Origin of the sequence: Nocardia coffeae (genome assembly GCF_019890715.1) — a bacterium.
Lineage (GTDB): Bacteria > Actinomycetota > Actinomycetes > Mycobacteriales > Mycobacteriaceae > Nocardia > Nocardia jiangxiensis.
Map to the genome: position 1 here is coordinate 1 of NZ_JAINZY010000009.1, position 21,682 is coordinate 21,682.

General features: G+C 68.6%; 22 protein-coding genes. 14 read left to right on the top strand and 8 right to left on the bottom strand.

All coding sequences use genetic code 11. From position 1 onward, the window contains the following. Nucleotides 1-45: 45 nt before the first annotated feature. Nucleotides 46-714: a TetR/AcrR family transcriptional regulator gene (locus K7711_RS28415; RefSeq protein WP_308014991.1), complete on the bottom strand. Its 669-nt coding sequence runs from the start codon at nucleotides 712-714 to the stop codon at nucleotides 46-48. A gap of 202 nt (nucleotides 715-916) precedes the next feature. Between K7711_RS28415 and K7711_RS28420 the strand changes: the two genes are divergently transcribed. From K7711_RS28420 to K7711_RS28440, 5 genes are all read left to right on the top strand, one after another. Continuing rightward, nucleotides 917-2,443: a TldD/PmbA family protein gene (locus K7711_RS28420; RefSeq protein WP_372460202.1), complete on the top strand. Its 1,527-nt coding sequence runs from the start codon at nucleotides 917-919 to the stop codon at nucleotides 2,441-2,443. A gap of 2 nt (nucleotides 2,444-2,445) precedes the next feature. Beyond that, nucleotides 2,446-3,834: a metallopeptidase TldD-related protein gene (locus tag K7711_RS28425; protein WP_222973074.1), complete on the top strand. Its 1,389-nt coding sequence runs from the start codon at nucleotides 2,446-2,448 to the stop codon at nucleotides 3,832-3,834. Nucleotides 3,835-3,945: 111 nt separating this feature from the next. Further along, on the top strand, nucleotides 3,946-4,362 hold the full coding sequence (locus tag K7711_RS28430) for a hypothetical protein (RefSeq protein ID WP_222972550.1): 417 nt from the start codon (nucleotides 3,946-3,948) through the stop codon (nucleotides 4,360-4,362). 37 nt (nucleotides 4,363-4,399) lie between these two features. Then, nucleotides 4,400-6,181 (top strand): hypothetical protein, encoded by a 1,782-nt coding sequence (locus tag K7711_RS28435; RefSeq protein ID WP_222972551.1) that lies wholly within the window; start codon nucleotides 4,400-4,402, stop codon nucleotides 6,179-6,181. Next, the gene (locus K7711_RS28440; protein ID WP_222972552.1) at nucleotides 6,181-6,963 is read left to right on the top strand and encodes an ESX secretion-associated protein EspG; all 783 of its coding nucleotides are present in this window, start codon (nucleotides 6,181-6,183) and stop codon (nucleotides 6,961-6,963) included. Before K7711_RS28435 ends, K7711_RS28440 begins: the two co-directional genes overlap by 1 nt. Nucleotides 6,964-7,001: 38 nt before the next feature. Here the strand turns inward: K7711_RS28440 and K7711_RS28445 are convergent, their stop codons facing one another. Continuing rightward, nucleotides 7,002-7,484, bottom strand: coding sequence for a nitroreductase/quinone reductase family protein (locus tag K7711_RS28445; RefSeq protein WP_222972553.1), 483 nt, complete (start codon nucleotides 7,482-7,484; stop codon nucleotides 7,002-7,004). Between the two features lie 99 nt (nucleotides 7,485-7,583). On the opposite strand from K7711_RS28445, the gene K7711_RS28450 reads away from it, so the two are divergent. Next, complete coding sequence (locus K7711_RS28450; RefSeq protein ID WP_222972554.1) at nucleotides 7,584-8,195, top strand: TetR/AcrR family transcriptional regulator; 612 nt, start codon at nucleotides 7,584-7,586, stop codon at nucleotides 8,193-8,195. Between the two features lie 53 nt (nucleotides 8,196-8,248). Here the strand turns inward: K7711_RS28450 and K7711_RS28455 are convergent, their stop codons facing one another. The 3 genes from K7711_RS28455 to K7711_RS28465 are packed head-to-tail and all read right to left on the bottom strand — an operon-like array spanning nucleotide 8,249 to nucleotide 10,415. Next, the gene (locus K7711_RS28455) at nucleotides 8,249-9,322 is read right to left on the bottom strand and encodes an amidohydrolase family protein (protein ID WP_222972555.1); all 1,074 of its coding nucleotides are present in this window, start codon (nucleotides 9,320-9,322) and stop codon (nucleotides 8,249-8,251) included. 32 nt (nucleotides 9,323-9,354) lie between these two features. Further along, a complete protein-coding gene (locus K7711_RS28460; protein ID WP_222972556.1) occupies nucleotides 9,355-10,101 on the bottom strand; it encodes an SDR family NAD(P)-dependent oxidoreductase in 747 nt (248 codons plus the stop codon). Beyond that, nucleotides 10,098-10,415 carry a hypothetical protein gene (locus tag K7711_RS28465; RefSeq protein WP_222972557.1) on the bottom strand — a complete coding sequence of 106 codons (318 nt, stop codon included), beginning with the start codon at nucleotides 10,413-10,415 and terminating at the stop codon, nucleotides 10,098-10,100. The genes K7711_RS28460 and K7711_RS28465 overlap by 4 nt, the downstream gene beginning before the upstream one ends. A gap of 70 nt (nucleotides 10,416-10,485) precedes the next feature. On the opposite strand from K7711_RS28465, the gene K7711_RS28470 reads away from it, so the two are divergent. Continuing rightward, nucleotides 10,486-11,364 carry a LysR family transcriptional regulator gene (locus K7711_RS28470; protein WP_222972558.1) on the top strand — a complete coding sequence of 293 codons (879 nt, stop codon included), beginning with the start codon at nucleotides 10,486-10,488 and terminating at the stop codon, nucleotides 11,362-11,364. Nucleotides 11,365-11,528: 164 nt separating this feature from the next. Here K7711_RS28470 and K7711_RS28475 read toward each other — a convergent pair whose 3' ends face one another. Beyond that, nucleotides 11,529-11,792, bottom strand: coding sequence for a helix-turn-helix transcriptional regulator (locus tag K7711_RS28475; protein ID WP_222972559.1), 264 nt, complete (start codon nucleotides 11,790-11,792; stop codon nucleotides 11,529-11,531). 99 nt (nucleotides 11,793-11,891) lie between these two features. Here K7711_RS28475 and map point away from each other — a divergent pair, with 99 nt between their 5' ends. Beyond that, complete coding sequence (map, locus tag K7711_RS28480) at nucleotides 11,892-12,659, top strand: type I methionyl aminopeptidase (RefSeq protein WP_222972560.1); 768 nt, start codon at nucleotides 11,892-11,894, stop codon at nucleotides 12,657-12,659. Between the two features lie 46 nt (nucleotides 12,660-12,705). Further along, nucleotides 12,706-13,089: a PPOX class F420-dependent oxidoreductase gene (locus K7711_RS28485; protein ID WP_222972561.1), complete on the top strand. Its 384-nt coding sequence runs from the start codon at nucleotides 12,706-12,708 to the stop codon at nucleotides 13,087-13,089. Nucleotides 13,090-13,117: 28 nt separating this feature from the next. Here the strand turns inward: K7711_RS28485 and K7711_RS28490 are convergent, their stop codons facing one another. Both K7711_RS28490 and cobN read right to left on the bottom strand, forming a co-directional pair. After that, nucleotides 13,118-13,507, bottom strand: coding sequence for a PPOX class F420-dependent oxidoreductase (locus K7711_RS28490; protein ID WP_222972562.1), 390 nt, complete (start codon nucleotides 13,505-13,507; stop codon nucleotides 13,118-13,120). A gap of 79 nt (nucleotides 13,508-13,586) precedes the next feature. Beyond that, on the bottom strand, nucleotides 13,587-17,198 hold the full coding sequence (cobN, locus tag K7711_RS28495) for a cobaltochelatase subunit CobN (protein ID WP_222973079.1): 3,612 nt from the start codon (nucleotides 17,196-17,198) through the stop codon (nucleotides 13,587-13,589). Between the two features lie 280 nt (nucleotides 17,199-17,478). Here cobN and K7711_RS28500 point away from each other — a divergent pair, with 280 nt between their 5' ends. From K7711_RS28500 to cobJ, 5 genes are all read left to right on the top strand, one after another. Beyond that, on the top strand, nucleotides 17,479-17,730 hold the full coding sequence (locus tag K7711_RS28500) for a hypothetical protein (RefSeq protein WP_222972563.1): 252 nt from the start codon (nucleotides 17,479-17,481) through the stop codon (nucleotides 17,728-17,730). 4 nt (nucleotides 17,731-17,734) lie between these two features. Next, nucleotides 17,735-18,064, top strand: a complete 330-nt coding sequence (locus K7711_RS28505; protein WP_222972564.1) for a hypothetical protein — start codon at nucleotides 17,735-17,737, stop codon at nucleotides 18,062-18,064. A gap of 89 nt (nucleotides 18,065-18,153) precedes the next feature. Further along, nucleotides 18,154-19,341 (top strand): precorrin-3B synthase, encoded by a 1,188-nt coding sequence (gene cobG, locus K7711_RS28510; RefSeq protein WP_222972565.1) that lies wholly within the window; start codon nucleotides 18,154-18,156, stop codon nucleotides 19,339-19,341. A gap of 47 nt (nucleotides 19,342-19,388) precedes the next feature. After that, the gene (locus tag K7711_RS28515) at nucleotides 19,389-20,024 is read left to right on the top strand and encodes a precorrin-8X methylmutase (RefSeq protein ID WP_222972566.1); all 636 of its coding nucleotides are present in this window, start codon (nucleotides 19,389-19,391) and stop codon (nucleotides 20,022-20,024) included. Next, nucleotides 20,021-21,637 carry a precorrin-3B C(17)-methyltransferase gene (gene cobJ, locus K7711_RS28520; protein ID WP_222972567.1) on the top strand — a complete coding sequence of 539 codons (1,617 nt, stop codon included), beginning with the start codon at nucleotides 20,021-20,023 and terminating at the stop codon, nucleotides 21,635-21,637. The genes K7711_RS28515 and cobJ overlap by 4 nt, the downstream gene beginning before the upstream one ends. The last annotated feature ends 45 nt before the right edge of the window (nucleotides 21,638-21,682 follow it).

Genomic DNA, 21,682 nt, shown 5'->3' on the forward strand with positions numbered 1-21,682 from the left:
CGCGGAGGGGCCAACCCCCTCTACCTACTCCAGCAACGCCACAACTCAATTCCGGGCCTCCGCCGGAATAGGCAGGGATTCACGAACCTGAGGCCCCGCCAGCCACGGCGCGAGCACCCGCGAGGTCGTCTCACGAATCTTGCGCTGCAGACGTTCCCCGTCCTCGATGGCGTGCCGCCCGGAGAACAGCACGGTCAACGCACCCGAGACGGCGCCGACCACGGCGCCGACCAACGCCGCCGCGCCGACCTCGTCGAGTTCCTCGGGAAACGCGACGCGCAGATGACGGGCGATCTCCTGCTGGGCGAGCAGTTGCGCGTGCGCACCGCGACCGCTCACCGCGGGAACCGTGCGCGAGACCTGCGCTCGCAGTACCGCGATGCGGGCGGGCAGCGTATCCCCGAGATGTTCGCCGGGATTGTCACCGGCGGCCCGCAGCGCGCGCAGCAGCACCTCGACGGGACGTTCGTCCACGCGGCGGGTGGCGATCGCGTGCACGGCGGCCTGCACCCGGTCGTCCGGCTGCGGGAACAGCAGTTCCTCTTTGCTCTCGAAATAATTGAAGAAGGTGCGGGTGCCCACCTCGGCGGCCGCGGCGATGTCGGCGACGGTCGTCGCCTCGTAGCCACGGGCCTCGAACATCTCGACGGCGGCCTCGAGGAGGGCGCGGCGGGTGCGTTCTCGCTTGCGGTCACGGAGGGCTGATGGCGGCACGCGGGCAGACAGTACGGCATGTGACAGCGAATTCCGGGCAGGCAGCGTGTCCGCGCGTTGCATCTCGCGCCACATCACACAACATGCAATCTTGCACTCGATGCAGCATTGCACGGCGTGTCGTATTGTGCCGCACCGGATTCCGGAACGTTCCCGAGCATACGGTTGAACGACCGGTTCGCGAGCAATTAGCGTGTGCGAGGTGAGCATCACACCTCGCGCCGTGGACGAACAGTTCCGGGCACTGCCGCTGGCCGCCTTGGCCGATGCGGCGCTCGCGGCCGCGCGTGCCGCCGGCGCCGACTATGCCGACCTGCGCGTGCACCGACTCGTCCAGCAGACCATCCGGTTGCGCGACGGCCGCGTCGAGGCGATCACCGATTCGACCGATCTGGGCTTCGCGGTCCGCGTGATCGTCGACGGCACCTGGGGTTTCGCCGCACACGCCGACCTGTCTCCCGACACCGCCGCCGAGGTCGCCCGGCGCGCGGTGACCGTCGCGACGACGCTGCGGGCGCTCAATCGCGAGGAGGTGCTCCTGGCCGATGAGCCCGTGCACCGCGACGTGCACTGGGTCTCGGACTACGGAATCGATCCGTTCGAGGTGCCGACTCCGGAGAAAACGGCGCTGCTGCTGGACTATTCGGAACGCCTGTCCGCCGCCGATGGCGTCGACCACGTCACCGCGCATGTACTGCAGGTCAAGGAGCAGACCTATTTCGCGGACACGGCGGGCTCCTCGATCACGCAGCAACGGGTGCGGGTGTATCCGCTGCTGGAGGCCATCACGGTCGATCCGACGGCCGGTGCGTTCGAGACGATGCGCACCCTGGCCGCACCCGCCGCACGCGGCTGGGAGTACCTGACCGGCGAGGACGGCGTGTGGGACTGGACCGGCGAGCTGGCGCGGATTCCGGAGTGGCTGGCCGAGAAGGTCGAAGCGCCCACCGTGGACCCGGGCCCGGCCGATCTGGTCATCGATCCGACGAATCTGTGGCTCACCATCCACGAATCCATCGGCCACGCCACCGAATACGATCGCGCCATCGGCTACGAATCCGCCTACGCCGGAACCTCCTTCGCCACCCCGGACAAGTTGGGCACGCTGCGCTACGGCACGCCGATCATGCACGTCACCGGCGACCGCACCGAACCGTACGGCCTGGCCACGGTCGGCTACGACGACGAAGGGGTGGCCGGGCAGCGCTGGGATCTGATCCGCGACGGCATTCTGGTCGGCTATCAACTGGATCGGGCGTTCGCGCCGCGCTTGGGCCTGGACCGCTCGAACGGTTGCTCGTACGCCGATTCCGCGCATCACGTCCCGATCCAGCGGATGGCCAACGTCTCGCTGCAACCGGATCCCGAACACGACACCAGCACCGACGAACTCATCTCCAGAGTGGAGAACGGCATCTACGTCGTCGGTGACAAGTCGTGGTCGATCGATATGCAGCGCTACAACTTCCAGTTCACCGGACAGCGATTCTTCCGGATCCGCAACGGGCGCTTGGCCGGTCAGCTGCGCGATGTCGCCTACCAGGCCACCACCACCGATTTCTGGGGTTCGATGGAGGCGGTGGGCGGCCCGTCGACCTGGGTACTCGGCGGCGCGTTCAACTGCGGTAAGGCCCAGCCCGGCCAGGTCGCGGCAGTCGGCCACGGCTGTCCGTCGGTGCTGGTGCGCGGGGTCAATATTCTCAACACCCGATCGGAGGCCGGGCGGTGAGTGTGCTTCACGGTGGGGAGGTCGTCGAGCGGGCGCTGGCCGCCTCGCGAGCGGACGAGGCGATCGTGCTGGTCACCGATGCCGCCGAGGCATCGCTGCGCTGGGCCGGAAATTCCATGACCACCAACGGATCCACGATCTCGCGGGAGTGGTCGGTGGTGTCGATCCTGCGCGAGGGGCCCACCTCGGCCCGGGTCGGCAGCGTGAGCTCCACCAGCGTCGACGCGGTCGATATCGAGGCGGTGGTGCGCGCGAGCGAAGAGGCCGCGCGCTCGGCCGCACCCGCGCGCGACGCAGTGCCGCTGCTCGAGCCCGACGCGGTCGGGCTGCATCTGGATCCGGATTGGGCCGCGGACCCCGCGGCCACCGGTATCGAGGTGTTCACCGGCCTGGCCCGCGACCTGGCCTCCGGATTCGACGGTACGGACCGGCTGTACGGCTTCGCTCACCATCAGCTGCACACCACGTGGCTGGGCACCTCCACCGGTATCCGCCGCCGCTGGACCCAGCCGACCGGATCGGTGGAGATCAACGGAAAGCGCGGTCCGGCATCGGATGTCGCGAGCGCGTGGGTCGGTGCGGGCACCCTGGATTTCACCGACGTCGACACCCCGGGCCTGCTCGCCGAACTCGCGCGGCGGCTGGACTGGAACGCGCGCCGGGTGGAACTGCCCGCCGGACGTTACGAAACGCTGCTGCCGCCCTCGGCGGTCGCGGATCTGCTGATCAACATGGCCTGGGAGATGCAGGGCCGCGGCGCGAACGAGGGACACACCGCCTTCTCGCGCGCCGGCGGCACTCGAATCGGCGAGCGGCTCACCGACATTCCGCTCACCCTCTACTCCGACCCGAGCGCGACGGGGCTCGAATATCTGCCCTTCGTGGCGACCGCGTCCTCCTCGGATTCGGTGTCGGTATTCGACAACGGCCTCCCGGCGCAGCGCGTGGACTGGGTGCGCGAGGGCGTCATCGACAATCTGGTGTATCCCCGGGCGATCGCCGCGGAATTCGATGCGCCGGTGACGGTTCCGGGCGACAATCTGCTGATGACCGGCGGTTCTGCTGCCACTCTGCCGGAGATGATCGCCGCCACCGGCCGCGGCCTGCTGCTGACCTGCCTGTGGTACATCCGCGAGGTCGATCCGGCCACTCTGCTGCTGACCGGCCTGACCCGGGACGGGGTGTACCTGATCGAGGACGGCGAGATCACCGGCGCGGTGAACAACTTCCGTTTCAACGAGAGTCCGCTGGACCTGTTGCGCCGCACCACCGAGGCCGGGGCGACGGAGATCACCCTGCCGCGCGAATGGAAGGACTGGTTCACCCGAACCGCCATGCCCGCCTTGCGAATTCCCGACTTCCACATGTCCTCGGTGAGCCGGGCGACCTGACGCACGGCGTGTCCGGACCGGATGTGATCGGTCACCGGACAATCACGATGGCCGCACAACCGGTCGACCCGTATGGCAGAATCGCCGCCACACAGTCGAAGCGGGGGCAGCATGACAGACGACAGCGGGGGCCGGGTATTCGGCCCGTTGATCGAACAGGCCAAGTCCGGCTCGGTGTCGCTCGATGTGGAGCCGCAGGCGTTCCTGGCGCTGGATCGGGCTCTGCAACAACGCAAGACCGAGATCCAGGCGATTCAGAAACTCGTCCAGCAGGTGCAGACGCACGAGGCGTGGGGCCTGGGCGAGAAGACCGAGACCCTCACCTCGGCCCGCACGATCGCGCAGCGTTTCCGCGACAAGGGCGGCGGCGGGGCCAACAACGCCTACGACACCCTGCAGGACCACTGGAAGACCGCCGACGAGATGCAGACCCTGTTCCGCACGATCTGTGATCGACTACAACAGACCGACAGCGAGTTCGCCGCGAAACTCCGTGCGGCACAGGCGGCTACGGAGGAGGCGGTATGAGCGTGCGCTGTGCGGCGGCACCGGGTGAGGGGATGCTGTGACGACCTACGATCCGCCCGGCATCACCGATCCGGAGAACGTCGACGCGCTCACGCATCAGCAGATCTACGACGCGTTCCAGACCGTGGCGCAGAGCGCCGGTGACGTCGTCACGGCCTGGCAGCAGGCCGGAAGTCAGTGGCGCACCTCCACCACCGGCCTGGTCAAGGCCGTGCGCACGGCGGTGGACGGACAGTGGAGCGGCGCATCCGCCGAGGCCGCGGTGTCCGCCCTGGTCGATTACGGAAAACAGGCCGGAGAGCTGGCGGATCTGTTCGACGCGGCCGGACAGGCCGTCTCCGGTACCGCGCACGCCGCGCTCACGGCCAAGGCGTACATTCCCGAACCCGTTCCGGTGAGCGCCGATCAGACCAAGGATCCGTCCGGGTTCGACCGGCAGACCCGCGATGCGAGCAAGGCCCAGGACGACGCCCGGCAGGTGATGCAGCAGCGGTACGTCCTGCCGTTCACCGATCAGGACAAGCGGATTCCCACCTTCCCCGCCGCGGTGCCCGTCGCGAACGGCGACGGCACCGACCCGGCGAGCACGAGCGACTCCGACGATCCGGCGACGTCGACGAAACCGACCGCTTGGAGCAACGGGACACCGCTGGATTCCACCTCACCGGCGAGTGTCACCTCGCTGCTGCACGACCTGCCGTTCCCGGCGTCGGTCGACGCGACCATCGGGCGGTTCCTGCACGATCCGTCGTCGGCGACGCCCAGCACGAGCGATGTGCTGTTCCAGCAGCCGTCGACGAGTCGTCCGTCCCGAGCCGATCGGGACGAGAGCGCCCCGGCCCCCAAGGCCACACGACCGACGAGTGGCACTCCCGGCGACTCCGCCCCGACCACGCCCTCGTCGGTGCACACCGACTCTCCGGGAATCACCCCGGACGGCGACCAACGCGACTCGTCACCGCAGCGGCCGAATTCCACTCCGCAGCAACCGAACTCGGACCAGCAGGAACCCGGCTCGGATCACCCGGCGACTCCGGCACAAACCCAGACGCAGTCCACCGGCACCGCCACCGATTCGGTTCGGCCCGGACACGACAGTATGGCGAATCCGCCCACCGGCGGGCCCACGCCCAACTCCGCTCCCGCGCCGAACTCGACGCCTGCGCCCAGTGCGCCGCCCACCGGTTCGTCCGGGCCGGTCCCGGGCAACGCGACGCCGAATCTCGCCGGACCCGCACTCGGTTCGGCAGGTTCGGCGGGGTCCATCCCGGCGATTCCGTCGCCGGTGCCCAGTACGCCCGCACCGGTACCGAGCACGCCGATACCGAGCGCACCGGCGCCCAGCGCACCGACACCGGCACCGGTAACCCCCACGCCCGCACCGAGTTTCGCGGCCCCCGCCCCGAACCAGCCCGCACCGGGATCGAGCACGCCGGTTCCGGCGCCGACCGTGCAGGCCCCGGCGCCCGGCACCTCGACCCCTACGCCCGCAGTGCCCAAACCGGTGCCGAGCACACCCGTACCCGGCGCACAGACACCGGCGGCTCAAGCCACACCCGCGCGCCCGACGGTGGATCCGCTACCGCCCGACGTCCTGGCCGAGCCCGCGGCGGCCGCGGTCACCGGGGCGGCCACCGCGGAGGTGATGTCCGATCCCGGCCACCACCACTCCGGCACGGACCATCGGCCACCTCGACTACGGGTCAGATACGAAGGCGATCGGGATCGGACTGGCAAGAAGGTCGACCTACGGCACGAGTCGCACACCGCCGAGATGGCCGGAAGAGATGAGCAAGTCCAGCCGACGATAGGTGAATAATGGCCACTTGGTCGTTCGAGGACGAGGAATTCGCGGCACTGTGGTTCGGGCCCGCGAACGACCGAATGCTCTATCCGCTGCATTATCTGTCCCGATTCGGCCATGTCAACGAGCGCGACACCTGCTGGGAGCAGGTCCGGCACAAGTACTCAGAGCAGGGCCGGCTGAGCTGGAATCAGGCCGACCTGCTGCGGCGGGCGTTCACCGTGTTGACCGATCCGGAGGTGTGGGCCGAGATCCACGGCGTCTCGGATCAGGCCGGGCCGATCCGGGTCGCCGCGGCCCGCCACGACCGGCATGCCGCTCTCGCAATACAATTCACCCGTCGCCCGCGCATCGAGTTGAGTATCGTGAGTTCCGACCGGCTCTCCGCGGTACTCGCCGGTGTGCTGCCGCACTGTTCGCCCGGGACGCGGCCCGCGCAGGCCTTCGCGGCGGCCGATCTGTATCCGGAACGTCAGTCGGCGTTGCATTACACCGGGGAATCGACTCCGCTGCAACGGTATCGGCGCTTGGTCCGGCGTCCGGCGGGCGGGGCCGGAGTGGTCACAGTGTTCCGGGGGCCGCGCAATCGGGGCGGCGAGCAGCCCCACAAGGTGGGCGCGGTGCGCTGGTACGACATTCATGAGGACGGCCGCTACATGGAAACCGGCAATCACACCGTCACCGTCCAGCCCGCGGACACCTCCGCGATCCAGGCCGCGGTCGCCCGGTTACTCGACAACGCCCTGTCCGAATATCGCGACTACGTGGACGACATCGGCGAATACGCCCACCGGTAGATCGGAATTCCGTTCGCCTACCAGGAAATTCGATGAATCTAGCGGGATGCGTCGCGCGGATGCAAGCGGACCACAGCGGTACCACGCGCCAACGCGGCGCGTAGCTCGGCACGGTTCACGCCGCCGTCGGCATCGAGGCTGATTCCGGCGAAGCGACCGTGGACCGGATTCTGTTCCAGGATGATCCGGTACAGCTCGACGATCGGCTCCTCGTCGGTGATCACCTCCCAGTCGGCGCGGATCTCCTTCCCGCGCAACGTCACCCGCACGGGTTCACCGTCGCGCAGGTTGCGCCGCCAGCCGGCCGCGGTGCCGACCAGCAGATCCCCCTCGGACGAGGCATATCCGACCGGGTTGGCGTATTCGCGGCCGGTCTTGCGACCGACGACGGTGATGATCAGCAGTTTGCCGCTGAAGATGCGATGCAATCGGGAGCGCAGCAGGTAGCGGACGGTGGCGTCCCAGGAACGCTGCAGCCGGGACTGGGTGGGCGCGGGGGTCGTGGGGGCGGAACTGGACATGGCGAGTACCTCCGGATCACGTATTTACTGAGTGTATACTCAGAAAATACGACGAGATGCGGCATACTGCAAGGGCGAATCGAGTTTTCAGGAGGCGATGTGGCACCCGAGCGCGCGGCCCGCGGCCGTCCCCGCACCGGCGTGCGCGAGGCCGTGATCGCCAGCGCACAGCAGACGCTCGCGGAATCCGGCCTGGCCCGCACGTCCACCAAGGAGATCGCACGTCGGGCGGGCGTCGCCGAATCGAGCATCTTCTACCACTTCGGCGACCGGATGGGCCTGCTGCACGCGGTGATCCAGCATCAGTTGCGGCCGTTGAAGGAACTCCTGGCGGACCGGCCCGGAACCGAGCACAGCCTGCGCGAGGACGTGCTCGATCTGCTCGGCGCACTCGAGGAGTTCTTCCTCGCCGCCATTCCGGCCATCGCCGCCGTCCAGTCCGATGCCGAACTGCGCGAATCCTACGAAAAGCGCAGTCGCGACATGGATCTGGGCCCGCACCGCGCCGTCGACGCGATTCTCGCCCACCTGTCCCCCCGCGCCGCGACCGCCGACCTGCGTCCCGCGGCTCTCCTGCTGGCGGGCGCGGCGCATCAACGCGCCCTGCAACGCCATCTGAGCCCACCCGACGCCCTGGCCTCGCTGCCGACCCGTGCGGAGATCGCGGATACCCTACTGCCAGTGTTCGATTCAGCGCTGCGTGGTTCGTAATCGATCGCGCGACGTCGGCGGCCGACACCACCTGTTCGAACGAATACTGCGAACTATCCCGACCGGGTTCCGGTGATGCCGAATACCCGCTCGGCCGTCCGGTGGGCGATCGCGGTGCGCTGATCGCCGCTCAACGGGGCCTCGCGCAGGAAGGTCACGGCAGCTGCGGGATCCTCGTACGGGTAGTCGATCGCGAACATGATCGCGTCCTGCCCGACCGCGCGCAGGGCCAGCTCGAGCACGTCCGGATCGTCGATTCCGCTGGTGGTGATCACCATATTGCGGTGGAAGTACTCACTGGGAGTCAACGACAGCCTCGGCATCGGTGTGGCTGCGCCGATCGTCCGCGTCGCGAATGCGTGCCGATTGTCGATTCGCCTGAGCCAGTACGGAATTCCCTCGCCGAGATGCCCGAGGACGATGGTCAGATCCGGGTAGCGATCCAGCGTTCCGCTGAGGATGAGCCGCATGGCGTGCAGCCCGGCCTCGGCCTGATAACCCCAGATCGCACCCGGCATCCCGTAGTCGCGGTAGACCGGCATGCTCGGCGCGCGCGGATGCAGGTAGATCGGCGCGCGGTTGGCCTCGGCCGCCGCCAGCAGCGGGCCGAATTCCGGTTCGTCCAGGTACCGCCCGCCGGTGTGCGAATTGATCATGATGCCGTTGAGCCCGAGCGGACCCATCACCCGTTCGATCTCCTCGGCCGCGGCCACCGGATCCTGCGGCGTCACCGTGCCCAGTCCGCCGAACCGGTCGGGGCGACGTCGCACGATCTCGGCCAGCGCATCGTTGAACAGCCTCGCCAGCGGCACCGCATCGGCCGCCGGAAATGCTTGCACGCCAGGAGGATTCAGACTCAGTAACGCCATGTCCTGGCCGAGTGCATCCATCTCGCACAGGCGGGCGCCGATATCGGTGAGCCGAGTCCGAAGATCCGGATCACGCTCCAATGTCCGCAGCAGATCCACTTCGACCTCGTCGCCCGGCGCGACATCCACACCGTGTGCGACACGGAGGAATTCCTCGGTGGACATATGCTCCTCCACCGCGATGACCCGCAGATCGCGCACGACGGGTGCGGCTGCCCGATCATCTTGTGCCACAAACTCTTCGCTCGACCTGCTCATCGACTCCTCCTGTCCGGAGTCCGGCCGCCCGCTCATGCCCGCCGACCGCCGTCGACCGACAGTGCGATTCCGGTGATGTAGGACGCCGCGTCCGAGCACAGCCAGACCGCAGCCGCGGCCGCCTCCTCCGGTGTCGCCAATCGGCCGAGCGGAGTGGTCGCGGACTGCCGCGCGATCATGTCGGTACCCGCGGCCACCTGCTCGAATCCGGGAGTCAGGGTCGGGCCCGGACAGACGGCGTTGACCCGGATATTCCGGTCGGCGTAGTCGACCGCGGCGACCTTGGTGAGCCCGACGATGCCGTGTTTGGCGGCCACGTACGCCGGAGCGGTCGGGATCGCGTACAGACCGCCGTTCGAGGCGACGTTCACGATCGCGCCGCCGCCCGCGAGCAGCGGCAGCTCGTATTTCATGCACAGAAAGGTCCCGGCCAGGTTGACGCCTAGCACCCGGTCGAATTCGTCCAGGGTCATCTCGTCGAGCCGCCGATGATGCGAGGCCAGCCCGGCGTTGTTCACCGCGAAATTCAGACCGCCGTATGCCTGGACCACACGCTCGACCGCAGCCCGCACCGAGGATTCCACGGCGATGTCGACGGTGACAGCCAGCGCCTCACCGCCGTTCGCCCGAATCGCGTCGACGGTCTCGGCCGCGGCACTCGGGTCGATGTCGAGCACCGCGACCGCGGCGCCCTCGCGGGCGAAGGCCACCGCCGCCGCCCGTCCGATCCCGCTGCCCGCGCCGGTGACCAGGCCGACCTTCCGACCTTCAGCGCTCATGCCAGCGACTCGTGGTTCGCCCAGGCCACCTTGTACGGGTGCCGCGACTGCCAGCGATCGATGACCTCGTGCACGCCGGGCGCGGCGAACGCCTTCCCCAGCGTCTCGACATCGGGCAGCCCGATCTGCACGATCGCGGTCGCGATCAGCGCCGGAATGGCTTCCTCACCGGGAATCGGGATATGCCGCCGCACCACGATCGACTGTGTGAGCCCGGTGGCGAGCATGGCCTGTTCGATATCCGTGAGGTATTGGTCGAGCTCGTCGTCGGGCAGTGGCCGATCGAAGGAAACAATCATCGTGTGGTTGATCATGAGGCAATTCTCGGTCGATCCCCTCGTATCCGTCCAAGACCTGTTCGTTATCCGGCGATAACCTGGAGGCATGATCGAACTGGAAACCCGGGAGCTCGAGTACTTCATCGCGGTCGCCGACGAGCTGCATTTCGGCCGGGCCGCAGTCCAGCTGTCGATCGCGCAACCGGCGCTGTCCAAGGCGATCCGGCGAATCGAGAGCAGGCTCGGCGTTCCGCTGTTCGTGCGCTCGAGCCGACACGTCGAACTCACACCGGCCGGGGAATCCCTGCGTGAACACGGACGGCACGCGCTCAATGCGGTCAGCGCCGCGGTCCGCAACGCCCGGCACGCCGGTGACGCCCAGACCCACCTGCGGCTCGTACTCAAACCCGGCGGCGATGCCGGGCTGCTGTCCGGGATCCTGGCCGAGTACTCCCACCAGCCCGACGCCCGTCGGGTGGAAATCCTGTTCAGCGGCCCCGTCGACCGCACCGACTTCCTGCGCGAGGACCGCGCCGACGTCGGCCTGCTCTACGCACCCTTCGACGACCTGGACGGCCTCGCGCACGAGATATTGCACACCGAGGACCGCGTGGTCATCGTCCCGCGGCGGCACCGCCTCGCCGACCACACATCGGTACGGATGTCCGACCTCGAAGGCGAGACGCTTCCGTGCTGGAAAGGTCTGCCCGGCGACGAGGGCACCGGTCCCGAGGTCTCCGATGTGGTCCAGATGATGCACATGATCTCGGTGGGCCGCATGATCGCGATACTCCCCCGCTCACTGGTCGAGAACACCCCACCGGACCTGGTCTGCATCCCCGTCTCCGACGCCCCGCCGAGTCACCTCGTCCTGGCCTGGAACGAACACGACCAGCGCCCGTCGGTCATGGCGTTCGTGGCCGCCGCACTCCGCGCCCGCCGCCAGGATGCCGAACCGAACATCGGAACCATTGTGCGCCAATAGATTCGAACACGGCGCGACACCGAAATCCCCCTCCGCCATATTCGATCAGGGACGCCGTGCACGTTCTGCGACAGCCCTGTCGAATCGCCCGGCACACACACGCCGCAGACGGAATGCGCTACCCCCTGTGAGCGGGCACGGACAGAACTCGACCCCGATGTCGTTCAGGCCGATTCGGCGAGGGCGGCGGATTGCCAGACGTCGGCGAGGTCCTGCAGCGGAACGTCCAGGGCCCGGCTCAGGCCGACGACGGTGCCGAAGGCTGGGCTGGGGAGCCGGCCGGACTCGATCTTGCGGAGGGTTTCCGGTGAGATGCCCGCGGACTGTGCGATATCGCCGAGATCCCGGCCCGCGCGGGCCGAGCGCAGGAAGGCGCCCAAGCGGCGACCTGCTTCCACCTGCGCAGGAGTGAGCGGGAGACGGACCATGTCGACAGAGTACGAGTGGTATTCAAATACCGCAAGCGGCTTGGTATACAAATACCGGATGCGCTACGTTGGTATTTAAATACCATCAAGGAGGTGCCCGTGGTCGAGCTGAAGACGCCCGACGAGATCGACAAAATGCGCGTGACCGGGCAGTTCGTCGGCCAGATCCTGGCCGAACTGCGCGAGCGCGCCCAGGTGGGCGTGAACCTGCTCGACCTCGAGCTGCATGTGCGGCGACGCATCCAGGAGCGCGGCGCGAAGTCGTGCTACTGGGACTACTCGCCGTCCTTCGGTCGCGGCCCGTTCCGCAACACCGTCTGCCTATCGGTGAACGACGCTGTGCTGCACGGACTTCCGTTCGACTATGTACTGCGCGACGGCGACGTGCTGACCATGGACCTGGCCGTCGAGGTCGACGGTTGGGCGGCCGACTCGGCCGTCACGGTGATCGTCGGCACCCCCGCCGAGGCCGATCAACGGCTCGTCGCCGCCACCGAGGAGGCGCTGGAGGCAGCCATCGAGGTGGCCGTGCCGGGTAATCGGGTCGGTGACATCTCCGCCGCGATCGCCGCCGTCGCCCGCGCGCACGGGTATCCGATCAACACTGAATTCGGCGGTCACGGCATCGGCCGCACCATGCACGAGGATCTGCACATCCCCAACGACGGTCGCGCGGGGCGTGGATTCAAGCTGCGCCGCGGACTCACCATCGCCATCGAACCGTGGTTCGCCGCGACCACCGATCGCATCTTCGTCGACCCCGACGGCTGGACGTTGCGCTCGTCGGACGGTTCGCGCACCGCGCACAGCGAGCACACCATCGCCGTCACCGACGAGGGGCCACGCATCCTCACCCTCGCCGCCTGAGGTTCCGGATCTGGTTGTCCGGGTGGCTCGGCGCTAGGCTGCGTGCGTGGACAATCCCTTCGGCGCGGTCGGCACCGCGAATTACGTGCTGCTGACCAGCTTTCGCAAGAACGGCACCCCGGTCGGTACGCCGCTGTGGGCGGCGCTGGACGACGGCAAACTGTACGTCTGGACCGTCACCGACAGCTGGAAGGTCAAGCGGATCCGCCGCAATCCTGCGGTGACCATGCAGCCCTGCACTGTCAGCGGCACCCCGCGCGGCGCGGTCGTCAAAGGAACCGCGCAGATCCTCGACGACACCGGCAGCGATCGAGTGCGGCGACTGATCAAGCGCAAGTACTCGATTCAGGGCTGGCTGATCGTGGTCGGCAGCCAGTTGCGACGCGGGCGCAAGGGCACCATCGGCATCGAGATCACCGCCGACGCCTGAGACGCCCGCCTCGCGACGGGGCCGGGCGCTACCGAGCCCCGTCCTGCGGGGTCACCGACAGCCCGACCGAGCCGTCGCTCCCCTTCACCAGTTTGTGCGCGCGGATCAGGATGGTGCCGATCACGCCGTACTTATGGCCGACGATCCCGCGAACCCGTTCGGTCCCCGACGAGTCGAGCACCTCGGCCGTTCCGTTCAGCACTTCCGCGGAGGTCGTGCGGCCCCGGTTGTCGCACGATTGCAGCCGCACCTGCGGATTGCGCCGAATCCGCTTCACCTTCCACGACGAGGCGTAGGTCCACACCACGATCCGCTCCCCGTCCGGCGCCACCCACACGGGCGCACCGACCGCGGTGCCGTCCTTCTTGTAACTCGTGAGCAGCGCGTACTTACTGTTCGCCAGTTCGTCCCAGGTCATGCCACAACGCTAGGCCGGGCCCGGCGCGCATACATCCGTCCGCGGTCGGACCCCGCCATACGCACCTGGGCGTACCGCGCTACTCGAGCTCGCCCTCGGTCTCCAGGTACACCTGCCGCAGCTTGTCCAGAGTCTCCTGTTCGGGCTGCTCCCACAGTTTGCGTTCGGCCGCCTCGAGCAGCCGCTCGGCGATACCGTGCAACGCCCACGGATTCGACTGCTCCATGAACTTGCGGTTCGCTTCGTCGAATACGTAACTCTCCGAGAGCTTCTCGTACATCCAGTCGGCCACCACATTGGTCGTGGCGTCGTAGCCGAACAGGTAGTCCACGGTGGCGGCCATCTCGAACGCCCCCTTGTACCCGTGCCGTCGCATGGCCTCGAGCCAGCGCGGATTCACCACGCGCGCCCGGAACACGCGAGCGGTCTCCTCGGACAAGGTGCGGGTGCGCACCGCGTCGGGACGAGTGCTGTCACCGATGTACGCCTCGGGATTCGTGCCGGTGAGCGCGCGCACGGCGGCCACCATGCCGCCGTGGTACTGGAAGTAGTCGTCCGAGTCGGCGATATCGTGCTCGCGGGTGTCGGTGTTCTTGGCGGCGACCGCGATACGGCGATATGCGGCGCGCATGTCGTCCGCGGCGGGTGCGCCATCCAGATCGCGCCCGTACGCGAAACCACCCCACGCGGTGTAGACCTGCGCCAGGTCGTCATCGGTGCGCCAGCTGCCCGAATCGATCAGCTGCAGCAGACCCGCGCCGTAGGTTCCCGGCTTGGAGCCGAAAATGCGTGTGGTGGAACGACGTTCGTCACCGTGTTCGGCCAGGTCGGCCCGGCTGTGTGCTCGCACGTAGTTCAACTGGTCCGGCTCGTCGAGGTTCGCGACCAGTTGGACGGCGTCGTCGAGCATGGCCAGCACGTGCGGGAAAGCATCGCGGAAGAACCCGCTGATGCGGACCGTCACGTCGATACGCGGGCGGCCCAGCTCGGACTGCGGAATCACCTCCAGGGTGGTGACGCGCCGACTCGCCTCGTCCCAGATCGGCCGCACCCCCAGCAGCGCCAGAACCTCGGCGATATCGTCGCCGGAGGTGCGCATCGCGGAGGTGCCCCACACCGACAGCCCGACCGAACGCGGGTAGTCGCCGTGATCGGCCCGGTACCGTTCGAGCAGCGAATCGGCCATCGCCTGACCGGTCTCCCAGGCCAGTCGCGAGGGCACCGCCTTGGGGTCCACCGAGTAGAAGTTGCGGCCCGTGGGCAGCACGTTGATCAACCCGCGCAGCGGCGATCCACTGGGTCCGGCCGGGATGAACCCGCCGTCGAGCGCGTGCAGGATGCGCGTGATCTCCACGCCGGTCTGCCGCAGCCGCGGCACCACCTCGGTCGCGGCGAAGCCGAGTACCCGGCGCACCGCATCCAGACGTCCGGGATCCACATCGGAATCCGTGAGCAGGCGCTCGGTGAGCGCGTCGATCTCCGAGGCCGCCCAGCCCGTCTCCTGCATGGCCGAGACGAGCTCGCGTGCCCGCTTCTCGAAGGCGTCGACACGTTCGCGCGATTCGTCCCCGGATTCGCTGAGCCCCAACGCCTCTCGCAGACCCGGCACATGGTCTTCACCACTCCACAGCTGCCGGGCGCGCAGCATGGCCAGCACCAGATCCACCTCGGCCGCACCGCTGGGGGCCTGACCGAGAATATGCAGGCCGTCGCGGATCTGCACATCCTTGATCTCGCACAGCCAGCCGTCGACGTGCAGCAGCATGTCGTCGAAGGACTCCTCGTCCGGGCGCTCGGTCAGGCCCAGATCGTGGTCCATCTCGGCCGCGCGCATCAGCGTCCAGATCTGCTGGCGGATAGCGGGCAGTTTGGCCGGATCCAGCGCGGAGATGTTGGCGTGCTCGTCCAGCAATTGCTCGAGCCGGGAGATGTCGCCGTAGGTCTCCGCCCGCGCCATCGGCGGAATCAGGTGATCGACCAGGGTGGCGTGGGCGCGACGCTTGGCCTGGGTGCCCTCGCCGGGATCGTTCACCAGGAACGGATAGATCAGCGGCAGATCGCCCAGTGCGGCATCGGTGCCGCAGGTCGAGGACATGCCGAGCGTCTTGCCGGGCAACCATTCCAGGTTGCCGTGCTTGCCCAGGTGGACCATGGCGTCGGCGGCGAAACCGTCCGGCGCGGCCAGCCAGCGGTAGGCGGCCAGATAGTGGTGGCTCGGCGGCAGATCCGGATCGTGGTAGATCGCGACCGGATTCTCCCCGAAGCCACGCGGCGGTTGCACGATCAGCACCACATTGCCGAATCGCAGTGCGGCGATGACGATCTCACCGCGCGGATCGGCCGACCGGTCGACGTACATCTCCCCCGGCGGCTCACCCCACGCCTGCACGACCGCCGCACGCAACTCCGCGGGCAAGGTGTCGAACCAGGCGGTGTAGGCCGCGGCGCCGATGCGAATCGGGTTGCCCTCCAGCTGTTCCGCGGTCAGCCAGTTCGGATCCTGACCACCCGCCGCGATGAGGGCGTGGATGAGGGCGTCACCGTCGGCCTGCTCGAGTCCCGGGATCTCCCCCTGCTCACCCAGATCGTAACCGGCCGAACGCATTTCACTCAGCAGCGCGATGGCGCTGGCCGGCGTGTCCAGGCCGACGGCGTTGCCGATGCGGGCGTGCTTGGTCGGATACGCCGACAACACGATCGCGATCCGCTTGTCCGAGGCCGGAATATGCCGCAGTCGCGCATACCGCACCGCGATCCCGGCCACCCGCGCCGCACGCTCGGGATCGGGCACGTAGGCGGACAACCCCTCCTCGTCGAACTCCTTGAACGAGAACGGAACCGTGATGATGCGGCCGTCGAACTCGGGCACGGCCACCTGGGTGGCCACGTCCAGCGGGGACAGTCCTTCATCGCTGCCGGCCCACTGCTCGCGACCGGTGGTCAGGCACAGGCCCTGCAGAATCGGCACGTCCAGATCGGCGAGCGCGCCGATGTCCCATGCCTCGTCGTCGCCTCCAGCGGATGCGGTGGCGGGTTTGGTGCCGCCCGCGGCCAGCACCGTCACCACCAGGGCATCGGCACCGCGCAACGTGGCGATCAGCTCCGGTTCCGCGGTGCGCAGCGACGCGCAGTACAGCGGCAGCGGGCGCGCCCCGGCCTCTTCGATCGCCGCGCACAGCGCCTCGATATAGGCGGTGTTCCCGGCCAGATGCTGGGCGCGGTAGTACAGCACCGCGACCGTGGGACCCGTGAGGTCCGCACGCGAGGTCCGCTCGAGCTCGCCCCAGTTCGGCAGGTGGACCGGCGGCTCGAAGCCGTATCCGGTGAGCAGCACCGTGTCGGACAGGAAGTTGTGCAGCTGCCGCAGATTCTCCGCACCACCCGCGGCCAGATAATTGTGCGCGTCCGCGGCGACGCCGCCGGGCACGGTCGAGCACTCCATCAGCTCGGCATCCGGCGCCATCTCCCCGCCCAGCGCGACCACCGGGACGCCGCTCGCGCGCACCGTGTCGAGCCCCTGTTCCCACGCTCGGCGACCGCCCAGGATGCGCACCACCACCAGATTCGCGCCGTCCAGCAGGGCGGGCAGATCGTCCGGCAGCAGTCGCGCGGGATTGCCGAGCCGGTAGCCGGCGCCGCTGGCCCGCGCGGACAGCAGGTCGGTGTCGGAGGTGGACAGCAGCAGGATCACGATCGGCCTTTCCTCGGGTTTCGCGCCCATCAGGGATTCGTGCCTGCCGGGAGGGTCTGACTGTCACAGTGGCGCGACCGCACCGGAATTGCACCGGTTTCCTCGGGACAGGCAGGCACCGGGATGCTACCGCGCCGCACCGACACCTCCGCCCAGCGCCCATAACGACCTGGCACACACCCTCCCGGAACGAATGTCCGCGGCGTACGCTCGATCTATGCCGAACTCACCAGGGTGGGCCAGGCGAAATCGGTTCGCCGCCTGGTCAGGAATTGTTTGCATGATGGTTGCTGTCGCCTTGCTGGCGATGACACTGGCGGCTGCCGCCCAGAACAACTCGCTGACGATCATCGCGGCCGGAGCGTGCGCGGTGATCGCGATAGCGGGTCTGCTCATCTTCGAATCCACGGCACATTCCGATCGGATTCGCCATCACGAAACGCCACATCTGTTGTCCGACAGTTATGTTCCTGATCCGCCGTGGGCGCGTCGCGCCCGTGCGCTGAGGCGCGCAGGCAGGAGAGGACCCTGAGCGTATGTCCATGACTCCGAACTGGGTTCGGCGCAATCATTTCACCGCCTGGTCCGGCTATTTCTGCGCGCTGCTGGGCTTCGCGACACTGGCCATGACGCTGACCGCGGCAGGTACCGGCCACTCCGGGTACGCGATGATCGCGGGCGTCCTGTTCGCGCTGACGCTGGTCTACGCACTGACCCTGATCACCACCACGGTGCACCGCGATCACGCCGACCATCACGCGACACCGAATCTGCTGGCGGACAAGTGGGATCAGACCCCGCGCGCACTGCGCCGCCGCGCCATGCTGACACCGGTTCGCTCACAGCAGGTGCAACCTCGGCGCTGATCGGATCATCGAACCGCCTCGACCACGGCGCGGAGCCGAAACTCACCCGCGGCGGGCCACACCTGCACGAGCCGTACGCTGGGTGAATCATGACTCGCTCCGCCCCTGACTCCTGCCCCGGCGTGCTGCGCCTGCACGAGGCCGCCGACGGACCGCTGGCGCGCATCCGCCTGCCCGGTGGCCGGTTGCGTCCGGATCAGCTGCTGGCCCTGGCCGAGGCCGCCCGCGATCTCGGCGACGGCGGCATCGAGTTGACCTCGCGCGGCAACGTCCAGTTGCGCCGGATCGGCGATGCCGACGCACTGGCCGCCCGGCTCGGGAACGCGGATCTGCTACCCAGCCGCACCCACGAGCGGGTGCGCAACATCGTGGCCTCACCGCTGTCCGGGCGGCTCGGCGGCCTGGCCGACATCCGAGAGCTGATCCCACGGCTCGACGACGCCCTGCGCGCGGCGCCGGCCCTGGCCGATCTCCCCGGCCGGGTGCTGTTCACCCTCGACGACGGGCGCGGCGACGTCAGCGGCCTCGGCGGCGATTTCGGCATCCACGCCGTGGGCGCGAACGACTACGCGCTGCTGCTGGGCGAGCGGGACAGCGGCATCCGGGTACCGGACGCACAGACGGTCGAGGTGTTGCTCGCAGCCGCACACGAGTTCCAGGCGCTGCGCGGCGAACACTGGCGGCTGCGCGAAATCGCCGACGGACCCGCGCGAATCGTCGCGGCACTCGGCCTGGAACCGACCGCTGATCCACTGGACCCGCCTGCGCCACAGGATATTCCGATCGGCTGGTTCGCCCAGGACGACGGTCTGGTGAGCCTCGGCGCGGGCGTGCGACTCGGTGTGCTGCCCGCCCGGACGGCCGAATTCCTCGCCGCGGCGGACCGTCCGGTCGTCCTCACACCGTGGCGCAGCCTGATCCTGTCCGACCTGGACGAGTGGACCGCCGAACAGGTGGTGCGCGTCCTGGCCCCGATGGGCCTGATCTTCGACGCCACTTCGCCGTGGCTGTTGGTGACGGCCTGCGCCGGACAACCCGGCTGCGCCAAATCCCGCACCGATGTGCGCGCGGATGCCGCCGGAGCGGTCACCGAGGGGCGGGTGTCGCCGAGCGGCACACCGTCCGCCGGGCAGGGCCTGACCGTCGAGGAAATCGCGGTTCCGGGACGTCAGCACTGGTCCGGATGCGAGCGCCGCTGCGGCCGTCCGCGCGGCGCGGTCACCGACGTGGTGGCCGAATCGGACGGCTACCGAATCGGCCCGCCGGTCCCCCGCTGACACACTCGGTCCGGGAAGCCCCGGGACCGGGAACTATGGTGTACGCCATGTCCGACGTGCGTACCAGCTACCTCACCGACGGGGCCGAGATCTATCGGCGCTCGTTCGCGACCATCCGGGCCGAGGCCGATCTGGCCCGGTTCCCGGCCGATGTCGCGCAGGTGGTGGTCCGCATGATCCACGCCTGCGGGCAGGTCGATCTGGCCGCCGACGTGGACCACAGCGAGCACGTCGTCGCGAGTGCGCGGACCGCGCTGCGAGCGGGTGCGCCGATCCTGTGTGATGCCAACATGGTCGCCGCCGGGGTCACGCGCAAACGCCTGCCCGCGGACAACGAGGTGATCTGCCTGCTCGGCGATCCCCGGGTTCCGGCCTTGGCGCAGACCATGGGCAATACCAGATCGGTTGCGGCACTGGAACTTCTGCGTGACCGCCTGGACGGCGCGGTGGTCGCGGTCGGCAATGCGCCGACCGCGCTGTTCCACCTGCTCGACATGCTCGACGCGGGTGCACCCCGGCCCGCCGCGGTGCTGGGCATCCCGGTCGGCTTCATCGGCGCCGCGGAATCCAAGCAGGCGCTGACCGAATTCGGCGGCGTGGAGTATCTGACCGTCCGGGGGCGGCGCGGCGGCAGCGCGATCACCGCGGCGGCACTGAATGCGATTGCGAGCGAACAGGAATGAGCGAACAGGACCGCGCGCAACAGCCTGCCGCGCCGACACCGGCCCCTCGTTCCGCGCAGCCGCGGGCGGGCAAACTGTGGGGTATCGGTCTGGGCCCCGGCGATCCGGAACTGGTGACGGTCAAGGCCGCCCGGATCATCGGCGAGGCCGATGTCATCGCCTTCCACAGCGCCCGGCACGGCCGCAGCATCTCCCGCGGTATCGCGGCGGCCTACATGCGCACCGGGCAACTCGAGGAACACCTCGTCTACCCGGTGACGACCGAGACCACCGACCATCCGGGCGGCTATCAGGGCGCCATCGACGAGTTCTACGAGCAGGCCGCGGCCGCCCTCGCCGCACATCTCGCGGCCGGACGCTCGGTGGCGCTGCTGGCTGCCGGAGATCCGCTGTTCTACAGCTCGTACATGCATATGCACCGCCGCTTGGCCGATCGGTTCGAGGCCGAGATCGTCCCGGGCATCACCTCGGTCAGCGCCGCCTCGGCCGCACTGGGCACACCCCTGGTGGAGGGCGATCAGGTGCTGACCGTCCTGCCCGGCACCCTGCCCGCCGAGGAGCTGACCCGCCGCCTGACCGAAGCCGACGCGGCCGTGGTGATGAAGTTGGGGCGCACATATCCGAGTGTGCGGCAAGCGCTTTCGGATGCCGGGCGACTCGACGACGCGTACTACGTCGAGCGCGCCAGCACCGGACGTCAGCGGGTGCTGCGCGCGGGCGAGGTGGATGCGGCCGAGGTGCCGTACTTCGCGATCACCGTCGTACCGGGCCCGACCCCGACGACCGAGATTCCGCTCACCGCAGCGGATGCCACGCACCGCACCCGAATCTCGGAAGCCGAAGCGCCGCAGGATGATCGCCCGGTGACCGGGGAGGTCGTGGTCGTCGGCCTCGGACCGGGATCACCGGACTGGACCAGCCCCGAGGTCGCCCGCGCACTGTCCGAGGCGACGGATCTGGTCGGCTACACCACCTACATCGACCGGGTGCCGGTCCGTCCGGGTCAGCGCCGTCACGCCAGCGATAATCGGGTCGAATCCGAACGCGCCGCCATGGCACTGGATCTGGCCAGACACGGCGCGCGGGTTGCGGTCGTGTCCTCCGGAGATCCGGGCGTATTCGCCATGGCCGCAGCGGTGGTCGAGGAGTCGGCCGATCCACAGTGGCGCGAGGTTCCGGTCCGGGTGCTGCCCGGAATGACCGCCGCGAGTGCGGTCGCGAGCCGGGTGGGAGCGCCACTCGGACACGATTTCGCGATGATCTCGCTGTCTGATCGGCTCAAGCCGTGGGAGACGGTGGCACAGCGCATCTCGGCGGTGGCGTCCGCCGATATGGCCATTGCGGTGTACAACCCGGCGTCCTCGCAGCGCACCTGGCAGGTGGCGGCACTGCGCGACCTGGTCCTGGAACACCGCAAGCCGGATACGCCGGTGGTGCTGGGCCGCGACGTCGGCGGTCCGGCCGAATCGGTTCGCGTGCTCACACTGTCCGAACTCGATCCCGCCGAGGTGGACATGCGCACACTGCTGATCATCGGAGCCTCCACCACGACCGCATTCGACACTCCGGCCGGTCGCCGGGTGTTCACCTCCCGGCGGTACGCGACCCCCTGAGCACGGCTCCCGATCCGAACGTTAATATTCCAATGTGGAACGTTG